The organism is Streptococcus sp. 2342 (genome assembly GCF_013276795.1).
In the GTDB taxonomy this organism is placed as follows: Bacteria; Bacillota; Bacilli; order Lactobacillales; family Streptococcaceae; genus Streptococcus.
Genome location: NZ_VMLR01000008.1, coordinates 36,929 through 60,200, shown reverse-complemented (window position 1 = coordinate 60,200; position 23,272 = coordinate 36,929). Strand labels below are relative to the sequence as shown.

Here is a 23,272-nt window from a genome sequence, read left to right as displayed (position 1 = left end):
TTCTTTCTTTAAAAATGTGATAAAATAGTAGAAAAGTCCAAAAGGAGCTCATAATGAATACAAAAGAATTGATTGCTAGCGAATTGGCTAGCGTCATTGATAGCCTGAACCAAGAGGCTATTTTAAATTTACTGGAAACCCCTAAAAACTCAGAAATGGGAGACATTGCTTTCCCTGCTTTTTCTCTTGCAAAAGTCGAACGTAAAGCACCTCAAATGATTGCGGCTGAACTGGCTGAAAAAATTAACAGCCAAGCCTTTGAGAAGGTTGTCGCAACGGGACCTTACGTTAACTTTTTCCTTGATAAATCTGCCATTTCTGCTCAAGTATTGCAAGCTGTTATCACTGAAAAAGAACACTATGCTGATCAAACTATTGGCAAACAAGAAAATGTTGTTATCGATATGTCTAGTCCCAATATCGCTAAACCATTCTCTATTGGTCACCTGCGCTCAACTGTTATCGGAGATAGCTTGTCACATATCTTCCAAAAAATCGGTTATCAAACAGTCAAGGTCAACCATTTGGGAGACTGGGGTAAACAGTTTGGGATGTTGATTGTTGCCTACAAAAAATGGGGCGACGAAGAAGCTGTAAAAGCTCATCCAATTGATGAACTTCTTAAACTCTATGTCCGCATCAATGCTGAGGCTGAAAATGACCCTAGCTTGGATGAAGAAGCACGCGAATGGTTCCGTAAGCTTGAAAATGGCGACGAGGAAGCTCTCGCTCTTTGGCAATGGTTCCGTGATGAAAGTTTAGTGGAATTTAACCGCCTTTACAATGAATTGCAAGTCGAATTTGACAGCTACAACGGAGAAGCCTTCTACAACGATAAGATGGATGCAGTTGTAGACATTCTTTCTGAAAAAGGCCTTCTTGTTGAATCAGAAGGTGCCCAGGTTGTAAATCTTGAGAAATATGGAATTGAACATCCAGCCCTCATCAAGAAATCTGATGGTGCAACTCTCTACATCACACGTGACTTGGCCGCAGCCCTTTACCGTAAAAATGAATACCAATTTGCCAAATCTATCTACGTCGTTGGTCAAGAGCAATCTGCCCACTTTAAACAGCTCAAAGCTGTCTTGCAAGAGATGGGCTACGACTGGAGTGACAACATTACCCACGTTCCTTTTGGTTTGGTTACAAAAGAAGGGAAGAAACTCTCTACTCGTAAAGGGAATGTCATCTTGCTAGAGCCTACTGTTGCAGAGGCTATTAGCCGTGCCAAGGCCCAAATAGAGGCTAAAAATCCTGAACTTGAAAATAAAGATCAGGTAGCCCATGCTGTTGGAGTTGGAGCCATTAAATTCTATGACCTCAAGACCGACCGTACAAATGGATACGACTTCGACCTAGAGGCTATGGTATCCTTCGAGGGTGAAACTGGACCTTATGTTCAATACGCCTACGCTCGTATCCAATCTATCTTACGTAAAGCAGACTTCAAACCAGAAACAGCCGGCAACTATAGCTTGAATGATGCTGAAAGCTGGGAAATCATCAAACTCATCCAAGACTTCCCACGTATTATCAACCGTGCGGCGGATAACTTTGAACCTTCTATCATTGCTAAATTTGCAATTAGCCTGGCTCAAGCCTTTAACAAATATTATGCACATACACGTATCTTGGATGAAAGCCCAGAACGCGACAGCCGTCTAGCCCTCAGCTACGCAACCGCAGTCGTTCTCAAAGAAGCCCTTCGCTTGCTTGGAGTAGAAGCGCCTGAGAAGATGTAAATCGTTACAAGAGACTGGAACTAAAGTTCCTAGTCTCTTGACGGCAATCGCTATATGGCGAATTGCCTAAACGCTTCACTAATTCACCTAACCAAATAATATCGATTTGGTTAGGCTCATGTCGTAATCTTTTAATCACTTTATTGTAAAGTAGTCTAAGTAACTAACGCCAAATCCTATCAGAGATTTGGCTAGGTGCTTCACTAGTTTTAGGACATAAATATGATCGATTTATGTTCCAGAACGTCGTAACTAGAGATACTTGTCTAAACGCTTCACTAATTCAATCTACTCACTACTACTTCTTTATCATACAGGGAGATTTCCTATGAGCCAATATGCTTATATCCTCGTTGTAATTAGCTTGGTTTTCCTTTTTCTGCTCAATAAGTACGAAAAGGAGAGACTGCAAAGGCTCTACCAAGAACAACTTTTGAAGGATGAAACATTTAGGACTGACATCAAAGAGAAAATTCACACGACTGAAAATATTAATGATGTCATTGCTTACATCAATAAAACTTATCATCTGGGAATGTTACTGTCAAAAGACATTACAGATCAATTGAAATAAACCTAGCTATTCTTTAAGAAATATGAAAACCGAGACTAAGAGTTTAATACTGAGTCTCGGTTTTTAGTATGTTCAATTGAAACAAGTGTTGAAAACTTGTTGTAGCAATTCTAATATAGGGATGGATAGACTTTCAAAAATATCATTTACAAATATTTTTAAAGAAATTAAACTCCCTATATTTACTATTCTTATAGACTGTTAAATCAACATCCTCTACAACTTCTTTCACATCTATATTGACATCATAGGGCAAAGAAAGAAAATCTAAATTATAGAATTCTAGACTCATCTCTTTTAAAATAAGAAGTTCTAACAAGTATCCCTCCACTCTGATTTCAACTTGAATTATCTTAGACATGAAATTTTTTAGAATCATAAAGTCCTTTACTTGCTTTCTCTTAGGACCGACATACTCAAATCTTTTTCGTTCAAAAATAATTTTCTCCAAATGTTACACCATTTCAATAATATCATTTTCTAAATAACTGCAAAAGCAATTCTTCTTTTTAATGCAGTCTTCATTAAAATTTCCCTTGTTTAATTCTTCCAAAAATTTTTGAAATAGTGCAAATAAAAGCTCCTAGTAAAAATTCCTGTAGGAAAAATCCAAAATAAGTTCCCAACTGTAAATTTCTATTGAATGTAAATACGGAAGTTTCAGATTGAATCGTATTTTGTTCTATAAGCGTCATAGGAGTAACTCTGAAAATTCCAAACATCATTAAGGCATAGATCATTCCAAAAATAATTAATAACACCCAGCTGTGCTTACTTCTAGAAGAAATACTTCCCGATAACAAAGCTAATACTATTGACGGTATAATTTGTACGAATAACATAAATTGAAAAAGATTAAAATTATCTAGTGTAAAAAAACATATTGTAAATTCCACAATTAACATTAGAGAAAATACTCCATCTATTTTTGTAAATTTCATTTTACCTCCTTTAAATTCACATCCATCATTACCTTAGACCTTCAATAACATTTTTATTTGCTGCAACCATTGCAGGCATAATACTAAATACAATTCCAAATACACCCGTTGTGAATAGAGTAATCAAAATATGATCCAGAGTTAATGTCGTAACAAAACCACTCATGTTCATTAAAACAACAAATAATGTCGCTACTCCAATACCAGTTATAGCTCCCAGAAGCGATAAAAGAATCCCCTCCATCATATATGATTGATAAATATCAGATTTTTTAGCTCCCAAAGCTCGACGAATGGCTATCTCCTTACTACGTTCGCTAACAGAAGACAACATAGCATTCATAACCCCAAAACCAGCTACAAAAATTGAAATGCTTGATAACAGTGCAATGAAATTTAATATTGTAGTAGCTTGGGCCTTTGTTTCCTCATATACCCTTCTATTATCTATATATCCATAAGTTCCTTCCTTGCGGAATATTCCATAAGTATCTAAAGCAGATAAAGCCTTATTAATATTCTCCAACTGATTAGTTTCTACTACTAATTCATCAAAATATTCCCTTCCTCCTAAAAGTAACTCTTTGATTTCATTGGTAACCAATAAAGAAGGTAATCTTTCATTAACAGCTGATCCATAATATATTGCCTGAATTGGATATTCTTTTCCAGATATATTGATAGTTTCTCCTAAAAAAGTTTCAATATTTTCCTTTCGAGTCAATGACATGAGAGCCTTATCGCTAATAGCGACACCGCCATCTAGTTCCTCTAATGCTCTTCCTTTTAATAAAGCAGGCACAACTAAACCATTCTGATTCAAATCGCCCAATGTTCGAAAACTAAGATTCTGCTTAGAATCATTAAAATACGTTTCAGCATACAAGGCATAAGAGCTGGAAGAAAGTCTTGCAGGTTTTCCAATAGTTTGCTCAACCAATTGTTTATCTTCCTGTGTAAACCCTCTAATATCCAACATATTCTGAGGAGTATAAGTCATTGTTGCTGTGTCTTCTTCTATCTTTAAATCATTACCTAATGTAGAAGTTGTATAGGAAGAACTTGATAGTATTACTAATAAAACAAATGTTGCCACTGTGATGGCTAAGGATGTCAGAATACTTTGTCTTTTATTCCTCTTTAACAACTTTAGAGTATCTATTAACAGCTTTTTAAACTTCATGTAATCCTTCTCCTTCAGATGTTAGATACCCATTTTTCATTCGATACCTTGTTCTACAATGACTGGCAACAAACTCATCGTGAGTTACTACAATAATTGTCGTTCCAGAATGATTCAAATTTTGTAGAATTTGCAATATCTCATTCCTATTTTTCTCATCTAATGCACCTGTAGGTTCATCCGCTATAAGAAATCTAGGTTTATGAGCAAGAGCTCTAATTAAAGCAACTCGTTGCTTCTGTCCGCCTGATAAATGACTTGGGTACTCATTCATCTTATCTATAAGCCCTAAGTCTTGTAATAAACTATCAATGTATTCTATATCTGGCTGTTGGTCAGAATATAGGAATGATAATAAAATATTTTCTTTAACAGTATATTCATCAATAAGATGAAATTGTTGAAAAACAAATCCAATATCACGATTACGATAACTTGCTTGTTGATTTTCATTTAACTTCTCAATACTTTTTCCGTCTAATATATATTCTCCTTTAAATTCAGAATCAATCAGTCCCAAAATATTGATAAATGTCGATTTGCCCGAACCTGATGGTCCCATTATCGATACAAATTCTCCTTCAACTACCTTAAAATTTATTTCTCTTAAAACATTATTTTTTAGCGTCCCTTGTTCGTAACTTTTGCTAATATTTTTTAGTTCTAACATAGACCTTCCCATTCTATCTTTATTATTTATAAATCCAAAAAATGGCAACAACTAGCACTAACATATGTTCTCTCCTTATTTTTTCTACAGGATTATTATACTTCTATGTTACACATTCTCCAAGGTCATAAATGTCACTAATTTCAACAACTTATCTACTAATAAGTACTCAATTAGTATAAAAAGGAACTCGATACGAACTCAATCTAAGGGAAAAACATAATAACTCTTTAAATGATAAAACGCATAATATCAAGTTTTTAAACACCTGATATCATGCGTTTTTATGATTTCGAAAACTTTCTCTCGGTCTTTTTAACTAGTGACATTTTTGTCACTTTTTTATTTTCTAATGTTTATTTTTAAAAAAATCCTGGAGGTCATATTGCCATTGTTTTTCTAGCTGTTCTATCAAATGACTATTATCAATCATTCTAGCAAATATTTTTGCTTCTTGAAAATAATTTTCAGCTACTGGATAATCTTTTTTTACAAATAATGAATAGCGCCACTCCCATAGTCGAATAATTGGTTTTTTCTGATAGTCGTATGACTTTGAGGTAATTTCATTTAATTTATAGAGAATATCTTCAAATTGACTGTAATTAGCAATTTTTTCAAATATTCCTAACAACAAAAGTAATGAATCTCTGATTAGAAATGAATATTCAATATCAAACATCTCAACTTGTTGTAAAATTTTATCAGCTATTACTAAGAAGGTATTCACTTCAATCTCATCTATTATCGTATTTTGGTGTACTAATCTTACCAAAAATAGCTTTATGATTAAAATATCGTTAACTTCATATTTTGATTTCAACAAAATGTGATCGAAATACTCTTGTAAAATCATTCCTAAATTGCTATCATCATTCCACCAACCAAAGTCATCATATGCTTGTAAAACATCTATGATAAATCTTTCTTCCTCAGGTAGCCTATCATAATACTCTTCAAAAATCTTATCAAAAACACTCTCTTTCTTTTGGGCGATAGTTTCATCTTCGTATGTAGGAGTCCTCATCAAGAAATACTTCAATTCTAGGTATTCCTTATCCAACTCTATATAACTTGGCATCAACTTGTAATCTTCAACTCCCAAACGCTCAGCGATATATTTTAACTTTGTTAGTGTTGGTCTGGATTCTCCATTTTCAATTCTAATTAATTGACGGATACTTAATTCAGACTCATCACCACAAAATTCTGAACGACTGATTTTTTTAGCCAAACGTAATCTTTTAATTTTTTCGCCAAACTCTCGCAACCTACAAGAACCTCCTGAGTTGTTTACCTCTATTATAGCATATACTGAATCAAACTATCTATCAGATTTCTTCTCACTTTAACTAAAGACTAAGACTTTAATACTTCGTCTCGGTTTTTATATATTTTTCAAGTCACAAAGCCACTACTCCCCAGCAATGCAAGTGCAAAATCCCCTAGAATATGATAGAATAAGAGAAAGAACTCTATCAAGGAGGAAATCATGGAAAAACAAACCATCGCCGTCTTGGGGCCTGGTTCTTGGGGAACTGCCCTTTCACAAGTCTTAAATGACAATGGATACGAGGTACGTATTTGGGGAAACATTCCCGAGCAAATCAATGAAATTAATACCTATCATACTAACAAGCACTACTTTAAAGATGTCGTTCTAGACGAAAATATCATTGCCTACACTGACTTAGCAGAGGCATTAAAAGATGTGGATGCGATTTTGTTTGTCGTCCCAACAAAAGTGACACGACTTGTTGCCCAACAAGTTGCAAAAACCTTAGACCATAAGGCTATCATCATGCACGCATCAAAGGGATTAGAACCTGATAGCCATAAACGATTATCAACTATCCTTGAAGAAGAAATTCCTGAACATCTCCGCAGTGATATCGTCGTTGTTTCAGGCCCTAGTCATGCAGAAGAGACCATTGTACGTGACCTAACTTTAATCACTGCTGCTTCTAAAGATTTACAAACAGCTCAATACGTTCAAGAGCTCTTTAGTAATCACTACTTCCGACTTTATACCAATACGGATGTTATTGGAGTTGAAACTGCTGGTGCTCTTAAAAATATTATTGCTGTCGGTGCTGGAGCTTTACATGGTTTGGGATTTGGTGACAATGCCAAGGCAGCCATCATCGCTCGAGGCTTGGCAGAAATTACTCGCTTAGGGGTAGCACTCGGGGCTAATCCATTGACCTATAGCGGCTTATCTGGTGTGGGAGATTTGATCGTAACGGGAACCTCCGTCCACTCTCGTAACTGGAGAGCTGGAGATGCTCTTGGTCGGGGAGAATCCCTAGCTGATATCGAAGCCAATATGGGCATGGTGATTGAAGGAATTTCAACGACTCGAGCAGCCTATGAACTAGCGCAAGAACTTGGAGTCTATATGCCGATTACACAGGCCATTTACCAAGTCATTTACAACGGAACCAATATCAAAGATGCCATTTATGACATCATGAACAATGAATTTAAAGCAGAAAATGAGTGGTCTTAACTCTCTAAAGAAAGGATTCTTATGACATCAAAAGTTAGAAAAGCAGTTATCCCTGCCGCTGGACTAGGGACTCGATTTTTACCAGCAACCAAGGCTCTTGCCAAAGAAATGTTGCCAATTGTAGACAAACCAACTATCCAGTTTATCGTGGAAGAGGCTCTCAAATCAGGTATTGAAGATATTCTGGTTGTCACTGGTAAATCAAAACGTTCTATTGAGGACCACTTTGACTCAAACTTTGAGCTTGAATACAATCTTAAGGAAAAAGGCAAAACGGATTTGTTAAAATTGGTAGATGAAGCAACTGGTATGCGCCTCCATTTCATTCGCCAAACTCACCCTCGTGGTCTTGGAGACGCTGTCCTACAAGCCAAAGCTTTTGTGGGGAATGAACCCTTCGTTGTTATGCTGGGTGATGACCTTATGGACATCACAGACGAGAATGCCGTTCCTTTGACAAAACAACTGATGAATGATTACGAAAAGACACACGCATCAACCATTGCTGTCATGCCTGTACCACACGAAGACGTTTCAGCATACGGGGTTATCGCTCCTCAAGGTGAAGGAATCAATGGTCTCTATAGCGTTGAAACTTTCGTTGAAAAACCAGCTCCTGAAGATGCACCAAGTGATTTGGCAATCATCGGTCGCTATCTTCTGACACCAGAAATTTTCGACATCCTCGAAAAGCAAGCTCCTGGCGCTGGAAATGAAATCCAGCTTACCGACGCTATTGATACCCTTAATAAAACACAACGTGTTTTCGCCCGTGAATTTACAGGAGCTCGTTACGACGTTGGGGATAAGTTTGGATTTATGAAAACATCTATTGACTACGCCCTCAAACATCCACAAGTCAAAGATGACTTGAAGGATTACCTCATCCAACTTGGAAAAGAATTGGCTGAGAAGGAATAATACTCTTCGAAAATCTCTTCAAACCACGTCAGCGTCGCCTTACCGTATATATGGTTACTGACTTCGTCAGTCTTATCTGCAACCTCAAAACAGTGTTTTGAGCTGACTTCGTCAATTCTATCTACAACCTCAAAGCAGTGCTTTGAGCAACCTGCTGCTAGTTTCCTAGTTTGCTTTTTGATTTTCATTGAGTATAAAATAAAAAGATAAGGTTCAAAAAATGCCTTATCTTTTTTCATTACACAACTATTATTATAAGCTCGTCACATTCCCATTCCCTTGTAGAGAAGTAAGACTGCGAGTCCTACGAACAACACTAACGCTACCAGTCTCTGACTAGCGCCATACATCCGTCTTTCTCCTCTAACTGGAAAGATAACTGCTAGAAATGCGCCACCAACTGCACCTCCGATATGACCTGCTAGACTGATTCCTGGAATCAGAACACTTCCAATAATGTTAATCACAAAAAGTGTCAGATAAGATTGCCCCAACTGCTGGATATAAGGATTACGCGTTGCATAGCGAAGAACAATAATCGCAGCAAATAGCCCATAGAGAGAAGTAGAAGCTCCTGCTGCTAAGGATTTTGGACTAAATACAAAAACAAAGAGATTGCCCATCATTCCAGATAAGAGATAGAGAAAGCAAAACTTCTTGGATCCGAAAATCTCCTCTACTTGCCTACCAAGATAATAGAGCGAAAGCATATTAACAATGAAATGCTCCCACCCAATATGAACAAAAATAGCAGAGAAGAGACGCCAAACCTGCTCGGGAAAGAGCCGAATAACAGGCCCATACATAGCTCCAAATCGAAATAGGGTATCTGCCCTGTAAAAGTTTCCTCCTGTGGTCACCAACATTAGTAGAAATACCAAGGTCGTCACTAAGAGGAAGAAACTCGTCACAGGGTAACGCCTATCAAAGATTTCTTTCATCAATCAGAACCTCCTGAACAGGAATATCATGCTTTTCAGGGATAAAGTCCTGAACTTGATAATGATAAACCGTACTCAAAGTATGACCAGTAAACTGTTCCAGATAGCGGTCATAATAACCTCCGCCATAGCCAATTCGATAACCCTTTGTCGTAAAAGCCAGCCCCGGAACATGAATCAAATCAATCTTAGAGGCATCCAATACTTCCAAATCTCCCTGTGGTTCCAGTAAGCCAAAGGAAGTTTTTACCAACTGCTGCGGATCATAGACCACAAAGTCCATGTGCCCCTTGGGATAGGTTTTGGGTATCAGAACCTTCTTGCCATCCTTCAGCGCCTGCTCAATCAATCCCTGCGTTTGAAACTCATGAGGAAAAGAGAGATAGGTTGCAATAACCTTGGCTTCTTGGTAAAAGGGGTGTTGTAACAATCGCTCGGTTAAAGCTTGCTCTATAGCCTGTTTTTGCTCTTGAGATATAGTCTTCATTTCTTGCAAGACTTGCTTGCGTAATTCTGCTTTCATAGACAATTCCTCTACTCTGCTGCCTTCTTTTTCAGGAAACTAGAGACCGCATCCACCCCAATAGATAAAGCCTCTTCCTTAGGACTCATTTGAGGGTGATGAAGAGCGTAGGGACTATCGATACCTAGCCAAAACATAACACCATCAACCTTTGAAAGAAGATAACCAAAGTCTTCACCTGTCATAGCAGGCTCGATATCAATCAGCTCGATTCCGTCTTTTTCTTCAAAGAAATCCATCAGTTCACGCGCCAAGGCTGGATTGTTCTCAACAGGTAGGTATCCACCTTGCTTGAGTTCCACTTCAACTTCCATATCAAAGGCAGCTGCAACTCCTTCTGCAACTGTTTTGACCCGCTTTTGCACCAAGAGGCTCATATCCTGAGTTAAGGCACGAATAGTTCCATGTAAAAAGGCTGTGTCTGTGATGACATTGTTGGTTGTTCCAGCCTGAAAAACGCCAAAGGTCACCACTGCTCCCTCGATTGGGTTGACATTGCGGCTGACAACTGACTGCACTTGGGTTACAAAGTAACTAGCCGCCACCAAAGCGTCATTGGCTTCATGCGGAAAGGCTGCGTGGCCACCTTTGCCTTTGAAACGAATCTTCACCTCACAAGTCCCTGCAAAAAGTGTATGAGTATTGGTCGCAATCTGGCCAACTTTCAGATCTGGACGGACATGGAGGCCATAAAACTGGTCTGGCAACCAGTCTCCAAAAGCGCCATCCTCATACATGAGCATGCCACCAGCTTCATTTTCTTCAGCAGGCTGAAATAGGAAGAGTAGATTGTTCTTTGGTTGCTCCTCAAGGACGCGCTCGAGACATCCCAAAGCAATGGTCATGTGGAAATCATGTCCACAAGCGTGCATACGACCTTGGTGCTGAGAGGCGAAAGACAGGTCTGTTTGTTCTACGATAGGCAGGCCATCAATATCTGTTCGCCAACCAATGGTCCGATCTGGCTGACTTCCCTGCAAATAGACCAAAATCCCTGTCCGCCAAGTTCGAACTTTGACAAAATCCTTGCCCGCAGTCAATTTCTCAATCACATCCAGCAGATAAGCCTGAGTCTTGAACTCCTCCAAGCCAATCTCTGGAATCTGGTGCAAATCTCGTCTAGTCTGAATCAAATCTAACATCTATCTATCCTCCGATATAGCAGAAAGAGGCTGGAAGAAGGGTTCCGCCTCTATTTTTCTTTTACAATTACAAGGTACGAAGCGCATCTTCTAGCGCTGTTTTTTGTTGGGTTTGGGCATCAATCTCTTTGATGATACGAGCTGGAACACCTGCTACTACCACGTTTTCTGGAACATCTTGGGTAACAATAGCTCCTGCTGCGACAACTGAACCACTACCGATTTGGACCCCTTCGATAACCACTGCATTAGCGCCGATAAGAACATTATCTCCAACACGGACTGGTTCTGCGCTAGCTGGCTCAATCACACCTGCAAGAACGGCACCTGCACCAACGTGACTGTTTTTCCCAACGATAGCACGGCCACCAAGGATAGCACCCATGTCAATCATGGTTCCTGCACCAATTTCAGCACCGATATTGATAACCGCTCCCATCATGATAACAGCATTGTCACCAATTTCAACCTGATCACGGATAATAGCACCTGGCTCGATACGAGCATTGATAGCACGTTTATCTAGCAAGGGAACTGCAGAATTACGAGCGTCTTGCTCAACAACATAGTCTTGATTTTCTACCAAACCATCGAGAAGAGGAGCAACATCCTTCCAGTCTCCAAATAGGACATTCCCTAGTTTGACAACAGAGCTTGGTACAGCAGTTGCAAGTTGTCCGTCAAAGGTTACTTTAACACTGGTTTTCTTTTCAGCATTGGCGATAAATTGGATAATTTCTTGAGCGTTCATTTTTGTGGCAGTCATAGGCGCCTCCTAGTTCATTTTAATGATACCTATTCTACCAAAAAAGGCCTCAAATTTGAAGCCTTTTTGTTTGTTTTTAGGTATGATTTTTAGGGATGTGAGATAAAACGTGCTGTCGGTAAAAGCAAGCCCCTACCGATACAACCTAAAAACACTCTTCACAACTATCTCCCCGTGTTTTATTGACCATTCTAGTATAGCACACTTTTAGAATTAAGAAAAGACTTTTTATCTACTTTCTTTCGCTTCTTCTATAGACAAAAATATCATGGGTAAAATAATCAAGGCCATCGCTAGAAGAAGGGACCAATCCACTACCAATCCTAAGAACAAAACACTCAAAAGGGCAGAAGAGAGAGGTTCACTGGCACTGATAACGGAAACCACCAAAGGAGAAACCAAGGACACAGCCTTCATGGAAATAAAAAAAGCAAAAGCCGTCCCAAAGAAAGCGATAATGAGGCAAATCAAGATACTCCAAATATCAAGAGTAAAGGACAGCTTGTAAACCGGCGAGAGGACATTGCTAAATAAACCGGCCAAAATCATCCCCCACCCAACCGTGGGTACAAAACCATAGCGCTTCGCGAAAGGTTGGGGTAAGATAACATTAAACATAACCCCCATGGCACTCAGCAGACCTGTTATAAGGGCCAGTGGCGTCATGGATAACTGAGAGAGATCGCCCTTTGTCGCCATCAAGCAAACACCCAGCATGGCAACCAAAACATAAAAAATAGCGCTTTTTGACGCTCGTTTTTGATAAACCAAGCGATTGTAAAAGAGGATAAAGACAGGGCTAATAAACTGTAAAATAGTCGCTGTCGCTGCATTTGAGTATTCTACACAGAGATAGAAAAAATATTGGACTGAAAAAATCCCCAAAATAGCATAGGCCAAAAAGGGCAGGTAATTTTTCTTATCTCGCCAAATATCAAACACTTGCGATTTTAATTGCATCGCAGACCAAATGAGTACAAGACTTCCTGCCAGTGTCAAACGCATAGAGGTAATCCAGCCCGAAGACACCTGGTAATGAGTAAAGAAGTACTCTCCTAAAATCCCACAGATTCCCCAGATTAAGCCGGATAGGAGCGAATAAATGGTTCCTTTAACAATCTTTTTCTGATACTGATTCATACCTTTATTGTAACACGAAAGGAAAAAAGAAAAAAGTGGCAATCCATTGATTAGCCACTTCATTTAGCACAGTTTATAGAACTTATCGTCTCGCCCTTGAAGAAGAAGGTCGTGTAGTACTCGAGTTACTGCTATCGCTAGAACTACTACTTGAACTACTTGAACTACTTGAACTGCTGGAGCTTGATGGAGTTGGCAATGTACTAACGATACTTGACCAAGCGTTTTGATAATCTGATTCGCTTCCTCCAATGGCAAAGTGATAGCTTGTCGTAGGAGCTCCCGCCTTATTAGCCCAATAGCTGGTAACAGTCGAACCTGTGACCTCTACCTCTTTTCCTTCAACAGAAACCTTCCCTGGTTTTTGACCTGTTGATTTCAAGACTTCGGATTTTACGACACTAGGATCTAAAGCGAAGCGCTCGTTCCCCCAAATGCTTGGGGAGGCTTGCTGAATCGCATTTACCAGATGAGCCATGTAATTAGAGTTATTGGAATAACCTGCTCTACGTGACAATGAATGATTATCATCATGCCCAATCCAGCCACCTAGGGTTAATCTAGGTGTCGAAAGCATGAGCCACATATTTTCGTCTTGGTTGGTTGTACCAGTCTTCCCAATCCAATCTGCATTAGCCAGAGTAGGATTTAAAACAGTCAGATTCGTCTTGAAGGTTGTTGTCACACGAGAGGATAGAACTTCTCGCAGCAAGCCCTGCATAATTGTCGCAGTAGCTTTTGAATAGACTTGAACTGGTTTATCCTGATACTCATACACCACTCTACCATCTGCTGCTTCAATCTTTGAAATCACATGCTTCTGATGATAAACTCCATTATTAGCCAAGGTCTGATAGCCATTGGTATGCTGGGCAACTGTGACTTCAATACCACCACCCATTGGCAGGCTCTCAATACCGTACTCAGGAATCTCGTAGCCCATCTTTTCCATATAACCCTTGACATCAACACCCTTTTCACGAAGCATACGATAGGTCCAGTAAGCAGGGATATTCCATGAATAGTTCAGAGCTTCTCCCAAGGTCATCATTCCTGTTCCCTTGCTATTAGCATACATAATCGGATTGCCATTAGCAAAGTTTGTTGGATAGTTAGATAGAATCGTTTCACTTCCCATCAAGCCCTGGTCAATAGCAATACCGTAGGCCAGCAAGGGCTTGGTAGTAGAAGCTGGCGAACGTTTGGTATCAAAGGCATGATTATTTTGATTTTCTTGATAATTACGACCACCTACAAAGCCTAGAATAGCACCTGTTTGGTTGTCCATCAAGACATTCCCTACTTCTACACGACCTGTTCCATCGTCTAAAAGATAGCCATAATCAGCAACCGCATTTTGCATGGCAGAATGAATTTTCTGGTCTATGGTAGTAGTAATCTTATAACCACCATTTTCAATTTCCTTGGATGCCAAATCGCGATAAAACTTCTGAGTTGCCTCATTTTTCAACTCCTTGGCGGAGACATTGTCTCTCTGAGCTAGATAATCATACATACGTTCTTGAGCTTCTGCCAAAGTTGTAAAGTATAAATAGTCTCGTGAAATTCCTGTGACCGTGCCCGATGGTAAAAAGTCCTGTTTAAGGTCATAATCCTTGTACTGAGAATACTCGTCTTTGCTTAAGGCACCTGTACGATACATACTGTAAAGAACTGCCTTAGCCCGTCTTAAGCCAATTTCTAGGTCTTCATCACTCTTCAACTCTCCAGTATTTTCATAAGGAGAGTAAGTAATGGGACTCTGTGGAAGTCCTGCTAAAAATGCTGCTTGAGGAACCGTCAACTGACTGGCATCTACACCGAAGATCCCCTCAGCTGCCTGCTGAGCTCCTGCAATATTCTGTCCCTTATTATTTCGGCCAAAGGGAGCCACATTGAGATAGGTCGTTAAAATCTCATCCTTATTCATGGCGCGTTCCAAGGCAAGAGCATCCACAATTTCTGTCGCCTTACGAGCCAAAGTCGGTGCATCCCCAACCACCTGCTGTTTAATCAGTTGCTGGGTCAAGGTTGAACCCCCATTTGAGGAACCCAAACCTACAAATTTCCCCAAGGTCGCACGAATCACCGCCTTGGGTACTACACCCTTATGTTCTTTAAAGTGTTCATCTTCTGTCGCAATAATAGCCTTCTTCAGATTTTCCGAAATTTGCTCAGATGAGATAGAAGTGCGCAACAAATCACTCTCTATGGAAGCAATTACCGTCCCATCCGCATAGGTAATCTCTGAAATAGAAGAGATGTCCTTGACCTGATTCACCAATTCTTCTGTCTGAGGCACCCGAACCTTGTCAAATAAGGCCACTCCGTACCCCAAAGCAATCCCAGCTCCCAACATTCCTCCTAGAAAACCGAGCACAAAGAGTAAGTTAAATAAGGCTTTTATACTCAGTAAAATAGCTGGAAAAATGGCTGGCTTCTCTAAGGATTTAGATTTTTGGACACTTGAACCTTTCTTGCCAGGGCTAGCTGATTTTTTATTTTTTTGTTTTTGCTGGAAAAATTCCAGCATTTTTCGTTTTAATTCATTTAATTGATTTTGCATGGATTTCCTCACTCTATCTATTATACCACAAAAGGTAAACTTTCAATAAAATAGCCACTTTCTTCCCTATTCTACTAGGCTATTGTCCAAGTTTGTGATACAATAGGTAGAAACAATATTTTTAAAAAGGAGAAAAGACACATGCACATTTTTGATGAGCTAAAAGAGCGTGGTTTGATTTTTCAAACGACTGATGAAGAAGCTTTGCGTAAAGCCCTAGAAGAAGGTCAAGTTTCTTATTATACTGGCTACGATCCAACTGCTGACAGCCTTCACCTAGGCCACCTTGTCGCAATCTTGACAAGTCGTCGCTTGCAACTAGCAGGTCACAAACCTTATGCGCTCGTTGGCGGTGCTACAGGTCTCATCGGAGATCCGTCCTTCAAAGATGCTGAACGTAGTCTCCAAACAAAAGACACAGTAGATGGCTGGGTCAAGTCTATCCAAGGACAACTTTCTCGTTTTCTTGATTTTGAAAATGGCGAAAACAAGGCTGTCATGGTCAACAACTACGACTGGTTTGGCAGCATCAGCTTCATTGATTTCCTCCGTGATATCGGAAAATACTTTACTGTCAACTACATGATGAGCAAGGAGTCTGTGAAAAAACGGATTGAAACTGGGATTTCTTACACTGAGTTCGCCTACCAAATCATGCAAGGTTATGACTTCTTCGTCCTTAACCAAGACCACAACGTAACGCTACAAATCGGTGGTTCTGACCAGTGGGGAAATATGACAGCTGGTACCGAATTGCTTCGCCGTAAGGCTGACAAGACTGGCCACGTTATCACTGTTCCATTGATTACAGACGCAACTGGTAAGAAATTTGGTAAATCAGAAGGAAACGCAGTCTGGCTCAATCCTGAAAAGACTTCTCCATACGAAATGTACCAATTCTGGATGAACGTTATGGACGCTGACGCTGTTCGCTTCTTGAAGATCTTTACTTTCTTGTCACTCGATGAGATTGAAGACATCCGTAAACAATTTGAAGCAGCTCCACACGAACGTTTGGCACAAAAAGTCTTGGCTCGTGAAGTCGTTACTCTTGTTCACGGAGAAGAAGCTTACAAAGAAGCTCTTAACATCACTGAGCAACTCTTTGCAGGAAACATCAAAAATCTTTCTGTTAAAGAGCTCAAACAAGGACTTCGTGGAGTGCCAAACTACCAAGTTCAAGCAGATGAAAATCACAATATTGTGGAACTGCTCGTCTCATCTGGTGTGGTTAACTCAAAACGCCAAGCCCGTGAAGACGTCCAAAACGGAGCTATCTACGTCAACGGCGACCGCATCCAAGACCTTGACTATGTCTTGAGTGACGCAGATAAGTTAGAGAACGAACTGACTGTTATCCGTCGTGGGAAGAAAAAATACTTTGTTTTGACTTACTAAACTATTCAACATTTATCTATAAACAAAGGAGTTATCCTCGAGAAAGGTAACTCCTTTTTGCTGTTAATAAATCTCATCTATCTATTTTTAATAGACAGACTACGCAGTACAATGCGCAAGGTTGTTAGATTATGTAAGATAGAGAGATTTGAAGGACTGAGCCAATTAAATAAGCCAAAGCCAATCAAACTACTATTTACGACAACGGTATCTTGAATATTCTTCTTGATGAGTGTTTGCAAAGATGATGATAGCCAATCCAACTCTTGGAAGAAATCCAAGCGATTATCTAACAATAAGATATCGCTCATCTGCTTAGAAATGTCTGCACTCTCATTCATCACCACACCGATATCTGATAGGGTTAGAGCCGCTGAGTCATTCAATCCATCTCCAACCATCAAAATAGTGTGACCTGCTTTCTGCAGTTCCTCTACTAGCTCAAATTTCCCATCAGGTTTCAAGTCTGTATAGACCTGATCAAAGGGCAAATCTTTGACTAATTCCTCTGTTCTAACCAAGGTGTCCCCTGTTGCCAGAATCAATTTTTTCCCTTGTGCCTTAAGTTTCTCCAAGGCTGCTTTTGCTTCTTTTCTCAACGGAGTATGAATACAGAACATTCCAATCAATTCATTCTGATAAGCCAAGAATAAGAGATTATAGTGACTCTTGTACTCTTCAATTAAAGCATTTTGTTCTGAATTGATATGAATTTGCTCATCCTGCATCAAGACATAATTTCCAATAAGAACTGGTTGCCCATCTATATGAGATTTAATCCCCTTGCTTGCGATATATTGGAGTTTCCCATGCATTTCCTCATGTTCAATTCCCTCTATCTCAGCTTGCTTGACGATGGCATTAGCAATAGGATGATAAATGTGTTCCTCAAGACAGGCACTGATTCTGAGAATATCTTCCTCACTATAGTCCCCAAAAGGTAACACCTTTTCAACTATAGGATAACTAGTTGTGATTGTTCCCGTCTTATCAAACAAGAAAGTATCAACTTCCAGATATTTCTCCAGAACATCCCCATCCTTAATCACCATTTCACGATTCAACCCCTCCTTGATAGCTGTCAAATAAGCTACAGGAGTAGAGATTTTCAAAGCGCAGGAGAAATCGACCAATAGGAAAGAAATAGCCTTAGAAAAAGAACCTGTCAATAGGTAAGTCAGCCCAGCTCCCAAGAAATTATATTTGACGACCTTATCCGCCATCTTGATGAAATAGCGTTGTTTCGTTTTCTTGTTTTCTTCAGATTTCTTCATCAACTCAATCAGTTGTAAAATCCGGCTGTTCATCTGATTATCGGTTACACGAATGCGTAACTCTCCAGTTTCTAATACTGTATTTGCACAAACTAAATCAGACTCTCTTTTTTCAACTGGAAAACTCTCTCCCGTCAAGGAACTTTCGTTGACCATACCTAAACCTGAAACTACTTGTCCATCAAACAGAATTTCATTTCCTTGAGATAGGACCAAGACATCTCCTATTTGAACATCAGAACTCTTGATACTAACAACCGTATCGCCCTGTACTAGGAATACATCGCTCTCTTTTGCAAGAAGGCTTTGTTCTAGATCTGTTGCAGTTTTTTTCAAGGACCACTGATCTAAATGATTCCCCAAATCAAGCATAAACATGATATTGCTAGCTGTCTTGGATTGGTTCATAAACAAGGACAATAAAATCGCCGAACAGTCTAAGACCTCCATCGTTAGCTCCTTACACGCTAGAGTCTGATAGGCTTCTCTAATATAGCCAAAAGCCTGATAACAAGTCCATATATAGCGAATAGGATACGGCACAAAACTACGAAAAAGTACACGCTTAATCGCTGCACCTGAAACAATAGAATAAGCACTCTCTTCTCTACGAATGGGAAGAGTCATCAACTCAGAAACTTTCCCTTTATCAATTCTTTTTAAAAAGGCTTCTGCATTATCTAATACAGAAAAGCCTTCTTTTATGCGTAGAGTAAAGTGCTGTTGATCCATGTAAAACTGGATAGACTCAATTCCCTTTTCATCTCTCGCCAAGGAACGAAGATAGTCTTGAATATCCAAGGTGAGTGAAAAAGAAGATGATAGTCGGATATGTTGGTATCCTCTATGTAGCACTTTAAAAGACATATTATTCTCCTATAAGGCTATCTAATTGCTCTTCTTTTTTCTCTTGCTCGTACAAATATTTGGCATCTTGCAAGACATCGTCTCCATGTTGTTTCATAACAGAAACAGATGCATCTAGCCCGTCTTTCAACTTGTAAGCCTTAGCCAAAGCTTTAGAATAACCTTTTTTAGCTTCCTTACTTGCCAAGATTTTCAAACCAAGGGTACCAAATGCGACACCACCCAAAAAGAGTGATGATTTTTTCGCAACTTTTGCAACGGTTAATACTTCTTTTAACATACTTATTTCCTCCTTATCATTATTATATAGAAATTTAGATATAAAAGCAATTTTATTCTATAAATTGGAGAATTAGTTTTATTTCTACTGAATCTCCCATCTACTTATTCCTAAAGTTGCTTTCATTTGCCTCTTTTGATACACTTAAACTATGAATACAAATCTCAAACCCAAACTTCAACGTTTTGCTTCTGCTACTGCCTTTGCCTGTCCCATCTGTCAAGAAAAGCTAACTCTAGTAGCTAGCAGTCTCAAGTGTAGCAATCACCATTCTTTTGATCTGTCAAAATTCGGCTATGTCAATCTAGCCCCTCAAATCAAGCAATCTGCTAACTACGACAAGGAAAATTTTCAAAATCGTCAACAAATCCTAGAAGCCGGCTTTTATCAGGCTATTTTAGAGGCTGTATCTGACTTGCTAGCCAGTTCAGAAACTAGCACCACAGTCTTAGATATCGGTTGTGGCGAAGGATTCTATTCTCGCAAACTCCAAGAAAGTCATCCTGACAAAACCTTCTATGCCTTTGACATCTCCAAAGATTCCGTCCAAATCGCTGCTAAGAGCGAACCCGATTGGGCAGTCAATTGGTTTGTTGGCGACTTAGCTCGCCTCCCTATAAAAGACGCTAGCATGGATATCCTGCTTGATATCTTTTCCCCTGCCAACTATGGAGAATTTCGTCGCGTTTTATCCAAAGACGGTATCTTGATAAAGGTTATTCCAACTAAAAATCACCTCAAGGAAATCCGTCAGAAGGTACAAGACCAGCTGACAAACAAGGACTATTCCAACCAAGATATCAAAAATCATTTCCAAGAACACTTTACCATCCTATCAAGTAAAACTGCCTCTCTGACTAAGACTATCACAGCAGATCAGCTCCAATCCCTACTCAGCATGACGCCCCTACTCTTTCACGTCGACCAGACCAAGATTGACTGGAGCCAACTGACAGAGATTACTATTGAGGCTGAGATTCTAGTTGGGAGAGTACTATAATTGACACAAAAAACCGCATTTCAAGAAGATCTGCGGTTTTAAATTTCAATTTTTAAACTATCGTTCCCAAAAGTCTTAAACATTTAAAGCTTTTAGCTTCTCCATTTATTTTCGATTCGAAATAAAAAACTTATCAATAAATAGCAAGTGGAATAAGGCAAGTGTAATTCCCGATAAGCACCCATGATAAGAGATTTCTTGATGGGTAAGGGGGTAAAGATTACTATTACCCGCCAAGAGGCATGTTAAAATAACAAATAGAATCCAAAATAAATCCGTCCATTTATATTTTGAAAAATATTTTTTCCACATAAGAACACCTTCTTTCCTATAATCATATTATAATACTTTGTGTAAGCGAATACAAGAGATATGAGGTAATCAACTACGAAGAAATATAAGGCTGAAGACAGTAAAAACCAGCATTTTAAGCGTTTAAGGTGTCTATGATTTCTATCTTTTTAAGACAAGATTGACCCAAATCCACAGCATTTAAAAAAGCGAATTTCAATCGAAATTCGCTTTATAGGAAAGTGTATTGGTATAAATCTTGTATCTTAGTTCAAGTGCCAGATATCTTCGTTATACTGAGCGATTGTACGGTCAGATGAGAAGAATCCTGCTTTAGAAATGTTAACGATGACTTTATCCAACCATGCGTCACGGTCTTCATAGTCAGCAAGCATTTGCTCTTTGACTTTGATGTAGTCTTCCAAGTCAAGAAGAGTCATGAACCAGTCTTTGTTGATCAATTCATTGTAAAGACGTTCCAAGCGCTCCTTGTTTCCAGCTGCAAGAACTGCATCGCTAACGATGAAGTCAACCAATGGTTTGATAGCTTCACGAGCGTAGAATTCGCTTGATTTGTAAGCTGCTTTTTCGTAAAGGTCGATAACAGTTTCTGAATCTTCACCAAAGATGTAGATATTTTCGTCTCCAACCAACTCAGCGATTTCCACGTTAGCACCGTCCATAGTACCAAGAGTCAAAGCTCCGTTCAACATGAATTTCATGTTACCAGTACCTGAAGCTTCTTTAGAAGCAAGTGAGATTTGTTCTGAGATATCACATGCTGGGATAAGGAAGCTTGCTGCAGTAACGTTGTAGTTTTCAACCATAACTACTTGCAAGTGTGGAGCTACTGCTGGATCGTTAGCAATAACTTCTGACATGCAAAGGATCAAGTGGATGATGTCTTGAGCGATTGTGTAGGCTGGAGCTGCTTTACCACCAAAGAAGATTGTGATTGGACGAGCAGGGATGTTACCAGCTTTGATATCAAGGTATTTGTGGATGACGTACAAAGCGTTCATTTGTTGGCGTTTGTACTCGTGAAGACGTTTGATTTGGATATCAAAGATAGAGTTTGTATTGATTTCCACACCTTGGTGTTCTTTCAAGTGACGAGCCAATTTACGTTTGTTGTGAGCCTTGATGCTTTCCAATTTTTCTTTGACAGCTGCTTTGTCTTCATAAGACAAGAGTTTTTCAAGCTCATCTGCTTCATGGTGCCAACCTTCTCCAATAATCTCATCCAAGTAGTGAGATAGTCTTGGGTTAGCATGCATGAGCCAACGACGGAAAGTGATACCGTTTGTTTTGTTGTTGAATTTTTCTGGGTAAAGGTCGTAGAAAGCTTTCAACTCAGAGTTCTTCAAGATTTCAGTATGAAGTGCCGCTACTCCGTTAACACTGTATCCGTAGTGGATATCCATGTGAGCCATGTGAACACGTCCGCTCTCATCGATAATTTGAACAGCTGGATCTTTGTATTCTGCTTTCACGCGACGATCCAATTCTTCGATGATTGGTACCAAGTGAGGAACCACTTCTTGCAAGAATTCAAGAGGCCATTTTTCAAGGGCTTCAGCAAGGATTGTGTGGTTAGTGTAGGCAGTCATGCTACGAACAATTGAGATCGCTTCGTCAAGTTCGATACCACGAGCAGTCAAAAGACGGATCAACTCAGGAATAACCATTGATGGGTGAGTATCGTTGATTTGGACAACTGCGTAGTCAGCAAGGTCATGCAAGTTGCTTCCTTTTTCGATTGCTTCGTCGATGATCAATTGCGCACCGTTTGAAACCATGAAGTATTGTTGGAAGATACGGAGCAATTCACCTTGACGGTCACTATCATCTGGGTAAAGGAAAAGAGTCAAGTTGCGAGCGATATCTGTCTTGTCAAAGTTGATACCGTCTTTAATGATTGAAGAATCAACTGAATCCAAGTCAAACAAACGCAAGCGGTTCTTAGTTTCTGTCTTGTAACCAGGTACATCGATATCGTAAAGAGTTGATGTCAATGTGAAGTGAGCAAATGGCACTTGGTAGCTACGGCTTGAGCGAACCAACCAGTTTTGCTCTGTCAGCCATGCGTTTGGAATTGTTTCTTGTTGGTTATTTTTAAGAACTTGTTGGAAAAGACCGTAGTGGTAGTTAAGACCAACACCGTCACCGTTCAAACCAAGAGTAGCAATTGAGTCGATAAAGCAGGCAGCCAAACGTCCCAAACCACCATTACCAAGAGATGGTTCCAATTCAACTTCTTCAACTTCGATCAAGTCTTTACCTGCAGCTGCAAGTTCTTTTTTGACATCGTCGTAAAGACCAAGGTTGATCAAGTTGTTTGACAAGAGTTTACCAATCAAGAACTCAGCTGAGATGTAGTAAACTTTTTTCTTACCAGTGTTAACTGGTTTTTTGCTACTTGCAAGCTTGCTGTAGTTAAGAAGAGCCAGGTAAAGCTCTTCATTGCTACATTCTGCAATGGTTTTATTGTAACGATTTTGTACAAATTCTTGTAGTGATAACATGTTTAAGGTGTCTCCT

21 protein-coding genes are annotated in these 23,272 nt (G+C 39.4%); 6 read left to right on the top strand and 15 right to left on the bottom strand.

Translation table 11 applies throughout. The features are described 5' to 3' along the window. The first annotated feature begins 53 nt into the window (after positions 1-53). Together argS and HT689_RS08280 are read left to right on the top strand one after the other, a co-directional pair. Positions 54-1,745 carry an arginine--tRNA ligase gene (argS, locus tag HT689_RS08285; protein ID WP_173214517.1) on the top strand — a complete coding sequence of 564 codons (1,692 nt, stop codon included), beginning with the start codon at positions 54-56 and terminating at the stop codon, positions 1,743-1,745. A gap of 328 nt (positions 1,746-2,073) precedes the next feature. After that, the gene (locus tag HT689_RS08280) at positions 2,074-2,319 is read left to right on the top strand and encodes a hypothetical protein (RefSeq protein WP_049532292.1); all 246 of its coding nucleotides are present in this window, start codon (positions 2,074-2,076) and stop codon (positions 2,317-2,319) included. Between the two features lie 142 nt (positions 2,320-2,461). On the opposite strand, the gene HT689_RS08275 is transcribed toward HT689_RS08280, so the two are convergent. From HT689_RS08275 to HT689_RS08255, 5 genes are all read right to left on the bottom strand, one after another. Continuing rightward, entirely contained in the window at positions 2,462-2,770 is a 309-nt protein-coding gene (locus HT689_RS08275; protein ID WP_112445476.1) for a hypothetical protein, read from the bottom strand. A gap of 73 nt (positions 2,771-2,843) precedes the next feature. Beyond that, positions 2,844-3,260 carry a hypothetical protein gene (locus tag HT689_RS09805; protein ID WP_234990575.1) on the bottom strand — a complete coding sequence of 139 codons (417 nt, stop codon included), beginning with the start codon at positions 3,258-3,260 and terminating at the stop codon, positions 2,844-2,846. Between the two features lie 28 nt (positions 3,261-3,288). After that, a complete protein-coding gene (locus HT689_RS08265; RefSeq protein ID WP_173226894.1) occupies positions 3,289-4,443 on the bottom strand; it encodes an FtsX-like permease family protein in 1,155 nt (384 codons plus the stop codon). Next, complete coding sequence (locus HT689_RS08260; protein ID WP_112445486.1) at positions 4,433-5,113, bottom strand: ABC transporter ATP-binding protein; 681 nt, start codon at positions 5,111-5,113, stop codon at positions 4,433-4,435. Before HT689_RS08260 ends, HT689_RS08265 begins: the two co-directional genes overlap by 11 nt. Positions 5,114-5,462: 349 nt before the next feature. Next, entirely contained in the window at positions 5,463-6,383 is a 921-nt protein-coding gene (locus HT689_RS08255) for an XRE family transcriptional regulator (protein ID WP_173226896.1), read from the bottom strand. 222 nt (positions 6,384-6,605) lie between these two features. Between HT689_RS08255 and HT689_RS08250 the strand changes: the two genes are divergently transcribed. Together HT689_RS08250 and galU are read left to right on the top strand one after the other, a co-directional pair. Beyond that, positions 6,606-7,622, top strand: a complete 1,017-nt coding sequence (locus tag HT689_RS08250; RefSeq protein ID WP_173226898.1) for an NAD(P)H-dependent glycerol-3-phosphate dehydrogenase — start codon at positions 6,606-6,608, stop codon at positions 7,620-7,622. 21 nt (positions 7,623-7,643) lie between these two features. Beyond that, positions 7,644-8,543 (top strand): UTP--glucose-1-phosphate uridylyltransferase GalU, encoded by a 900-nt coding sequence (galU, locus tag HT689_RS08245; RefSeq protein ID WP_173226900.1) that lies wholly within the window; start codon positions 7,644-7,646, stop codon positions 8,541-8,543. 263 nt (positions 8,544-8,806) lie between these two features. Here the strand turns inward: galU and HT689_RS08235 are convergent, their stop codons facing one another. The 6 genes from HT689_RS08235 to pbp1b all read right to left on the bottom strand — a co-directional run bounded on the left by HT689_RS08235 (position 8,807) and on the right by pbp1b (position 15,621). Next, a complete protein-coding gene (locus tag HT689_RS08235; protein ID WP_050392046.1) occupies positions 8,807-9,484 on the bottom strand; it encodes a rhomboid family intramembrane serine protease in 678 nt (225 codons plus the stop codon). Continuing rightward, positions 9,468-10,007, bottom strand: a complete 540-nt coding sequence (locus HT689_RS08230) for a 5-formyltetrahydrofolate cyclo-ligase (RefSeq protein ID WP_050392045.1) — start codon at positions 10,005-10,007, stop codon at positions 9,468-9,470. Before HT689_RS08230 ends, HT689_RS08235 begins: the two co-directional genes overlap by 17 nt. Before the next feature lie 11 nt (positions 10,008-10,018). Next, the gene (locus HT689_RS08225; protein WP_173226901.1) at positions 10,019-11,149 is read right to left on the bottom strand and encodes an N-acetyldiaminopimelate deacetylase; all 1,131 of its coding nucleotides are present in this window, start codon (positions 11,147-11,149) and stop codon (positions 10,019-10,021) included. 67 nt (positions 11,150-11,216) lie between these two features. Further along, the gene (dapD, locus tag HT689_RS08220; RefSeq protein WP_173226903.1) at positions 11,217-11,915 is read right to left on the bottom strand and encodes a 2,3,4,5-tetrahydropyridine-2,6-dicarboxylate N-acetyltransferase; all 699 of its coding nucleotides are present in this window, start codon (positions 11,913-11,915) and stop codon (positions 11,217-11,219) included. Between the two features lie 228 nt (positions 11,916-12,143). Further along, entirely contained in the window at positions 12,144-13,055 is a 912-nt protein-coding gene (locus HT689_RS08215; RefSeq protein ID WP_173226905.1) for a DMT family transporter, read from the bottom strand. Positions 13,056-13,137: 82 nt separating this feature from the next. Next, complete coding sequence (gene pbp1b, locus HT689_RS08210; protein ID WP_173226907.1) at positions 13,138-15,621, bottom strand: penicillin-binding protein PBP1B; 2,484 nt, start codon at positions 15,619-15,621, stop codon at positions 13,138-13,140. 141 nt (positions 15,622-15,762) lie between these two features. Between pbp1b and tyrS the strand changes: the two genes are divergently transcribed. Further along, entirely contained in the window at positions 15,763-17,019 is a 1,257-nt protein-coding gene (tyrS, locus tag HT689_RS08205; protein WP_000546884.1) for a tyrosine--tRNA ligase, read from the top strand. A 77-nt stretch (positions 17,020-17,096) separates the two neighbouring features. On the opposite strand, the gene HT689_RS08200 is transcribed toward tyrS, so the two are convergent. Beyond that, positions 17,097-19,160, bottom strand: coding sequence for a heavy metal translocating P-type ATPase (locus HT689_RS08200; protein WP_173280954.1), 2,064 nt, complete (start codon positions 19,158-19,160; stop codon positions 17,097-17,099). Between the two features lies 1 nt (position 19,161). Then, positions 19,162-19,440 carry a DUF6110 family protein gene (locus HT689_RS08195; protein WP_004258701.1) on the bottom strand — a complete coding sequence of 93 codons (279 nt, stop codon included), beginning with the start codon at positions 19,438-19,440 and terminating at the stop codon, positions 19,162-19,164. A 151-nt stretch (positions 19,441-19,591) separates the two neighbouring features. On the opposite strand from HT689_RS08195, the gene HT689_RS08190 reads away from it, so the two are divergent. Then, the gene (locus HT689_RS08190; protein ID WP_173280952.1) at positions 19,592-20,440 is read left to right on the top strand and encodes a putative RNA methyltransferase; all 849 of its coding nucleotides are present in this window, start codon (positions 19,592-19,594) and stop codon (positions 20,438-20,440) included. Positions 20,441-20,545: 105 nt separating this feature from the next. Here HT689_RS08190 and HT689_RS09800 read toward each other — a convergent pair whose 3' ends face one another. Both HT689_RS09800 and glgP read right to left on the bottom strand, forming a co-directional pair. Next, positions 20,546-20,752 (bottom strand): hypothetical protein, encoded by a 207-nt coding sequence (locus HT689_RS09800; protein WP_000265676.1) that lies wholly within the window; start codon positions 20,750-20,752, stop codon positions 20,546-20,548. Between the two features lie 245 nt (positions 20,753-20,997). Next, on the bottom strand, positions 20,998-23,256 hold the full coding sequence (gene glgP, locus HT689_RS08185; RefSeq protein WP_173280950.1) for a glycogen/starch/alpha-glucan family phosphorylase: 2,259 nt from the start codon (positions 23,254-23,256) through the stop codon (positions 20,998-21,000). Between the last annotated feature and the right edge of the window lie 16 nt (positions 23,257-23,272).

Excerpts from the sequence above, each read along its gene's own strand:
- argS (WP_173214517.1), top strand. The coding sequence starts at position 54 with ATGAATACAAAAGAATTGATTGCTAGCGAATTGGCTAGCGTCATTGAT.
- HT689_RS08280 (WP_049532292.1), top strand. The coding sequence starts at position 2,074 with ATGAGCCAATATGCTTATATCCTCGTTGTAATTAGCTTGGTTTTCCTT.
- HT689_RS09805 (WP_234990575.1), bottom strand. The coding sequence starts at position 3,260 with ATGAAATTTACAAAAATAGATGGAGTATTTTCTCTAATGTTAATTGTG.
- HT689_RS08265 (WP_173226894.1), bottom strand. The coding sequence starts at position 4,443 with ATGAAGTTTAAAAAGCTGTTAATAGATACTCTAAAGTTGTTAAAGAGG.
- HT689_RS08260 (WP_112445486.1), bottom strand. The coding sequence starts at position 5,113 with ATGTTAGAACTAAAAAATATTAGCAAAAGTTACGAACAAGGGACGCTA.
- HT689_RS08250 (WP_173226898.1), top strand. The coding sequence starts at position 6,606 with ATGGAAAAACAAACCATCGCCGTCTTGGGGCCTGGTTCTTGGGGAACT.
- galU (WP_173226900.1), top strand. The coding sequence starts at position 7,644 with ATGACATCAAAAGTTAGAAAAGCAGTTATCCCTGCCGCTGGACTAGGG.
- HT689_RS08235 (WP_050392046.1), bottom strand. The coding sequence starts at position 9,484 with ATGAAAGAAATCTTTGATAGGCGTTACCCTGTGACGAGTTTCTTCCTC.
- HT689_RS08230 (WP_050392045.1), bottom strand. The coding sequence starts at position 10,007 with ATGAAAGCAGAATTACGCAAGCAAGTCTTGCAAGAAATGAAGACTATA.
- HT689_RS08225 (WP_173226901.1), bottom strand. The coding sequence starts at position 11,149 with ATGTTAGATTTGATTCAGACTAGACGAGATTTGCACCAGATTCCAGAG.
- dapD (WP_173226903.1), bottom strand. The coding sequence starts at position 11,915 with ATGACTGCCACAAAAATGAACGCTCAAGAAATTATCCAATTTATCGCC.
- HT689_RS08215 (WP_173226905.1), bottom strand. The coding sequence starts at position 13,055 with ATGAATCAGTATCAGAAAAAGATTGTTAAAGGAACCATTTATTCGCTC.
- pbp1b (WP_173226907.1), bottom strand. The coding sequence starts at position 15,621 with ATGCAAAATCAATTAAATGAATTAAAACGAAAAATGCTGGAATTTTTC.
- tyrS (WP_000546884.1), top strand. The coding sequence starts at position 15,763 with ATGCACATTTTTGATGAGCTAAAAGAGCGTGGTTTGATTTTTCAAACG.
- HT689_RS08200 (WP_173280954.1), bottom strand. The coding sequence starts at position 19,160 with ATGTCTTTTAAAGTGCTACATAGAGGATACCAACATATCCGACTATCA.
- HT689_RS08195 (WP_004258701.1), bottom strand. The coding sequence starts at position 19,440 with ATGTTAAAAGAAGTATTAACCGTTGCAAAAGTTGCGAAAAAATCATCA.
- HT689_RS08190 (WP_173280952.1), top strand. The coding sequence starts at position 19,592 with ATGAATACAAATCTCAAACCCAAACTTCAACGTTTTGCTTCTGCTACT.
- HT689_RS09800 (WP_000265676.1), bottom strand. The coding sequence starts at position 20,752 with ATGTGGAAAAAATATTTTTCAAAATATAAATGGACGGATTTATTTTGG.
- glgP (WP_173280950.1), bottom strand. The coding sequence starts at position 23,256 with ATGTTATCACTACAAGAATTTGTACAAAATCGTTACAATAAAACCATT.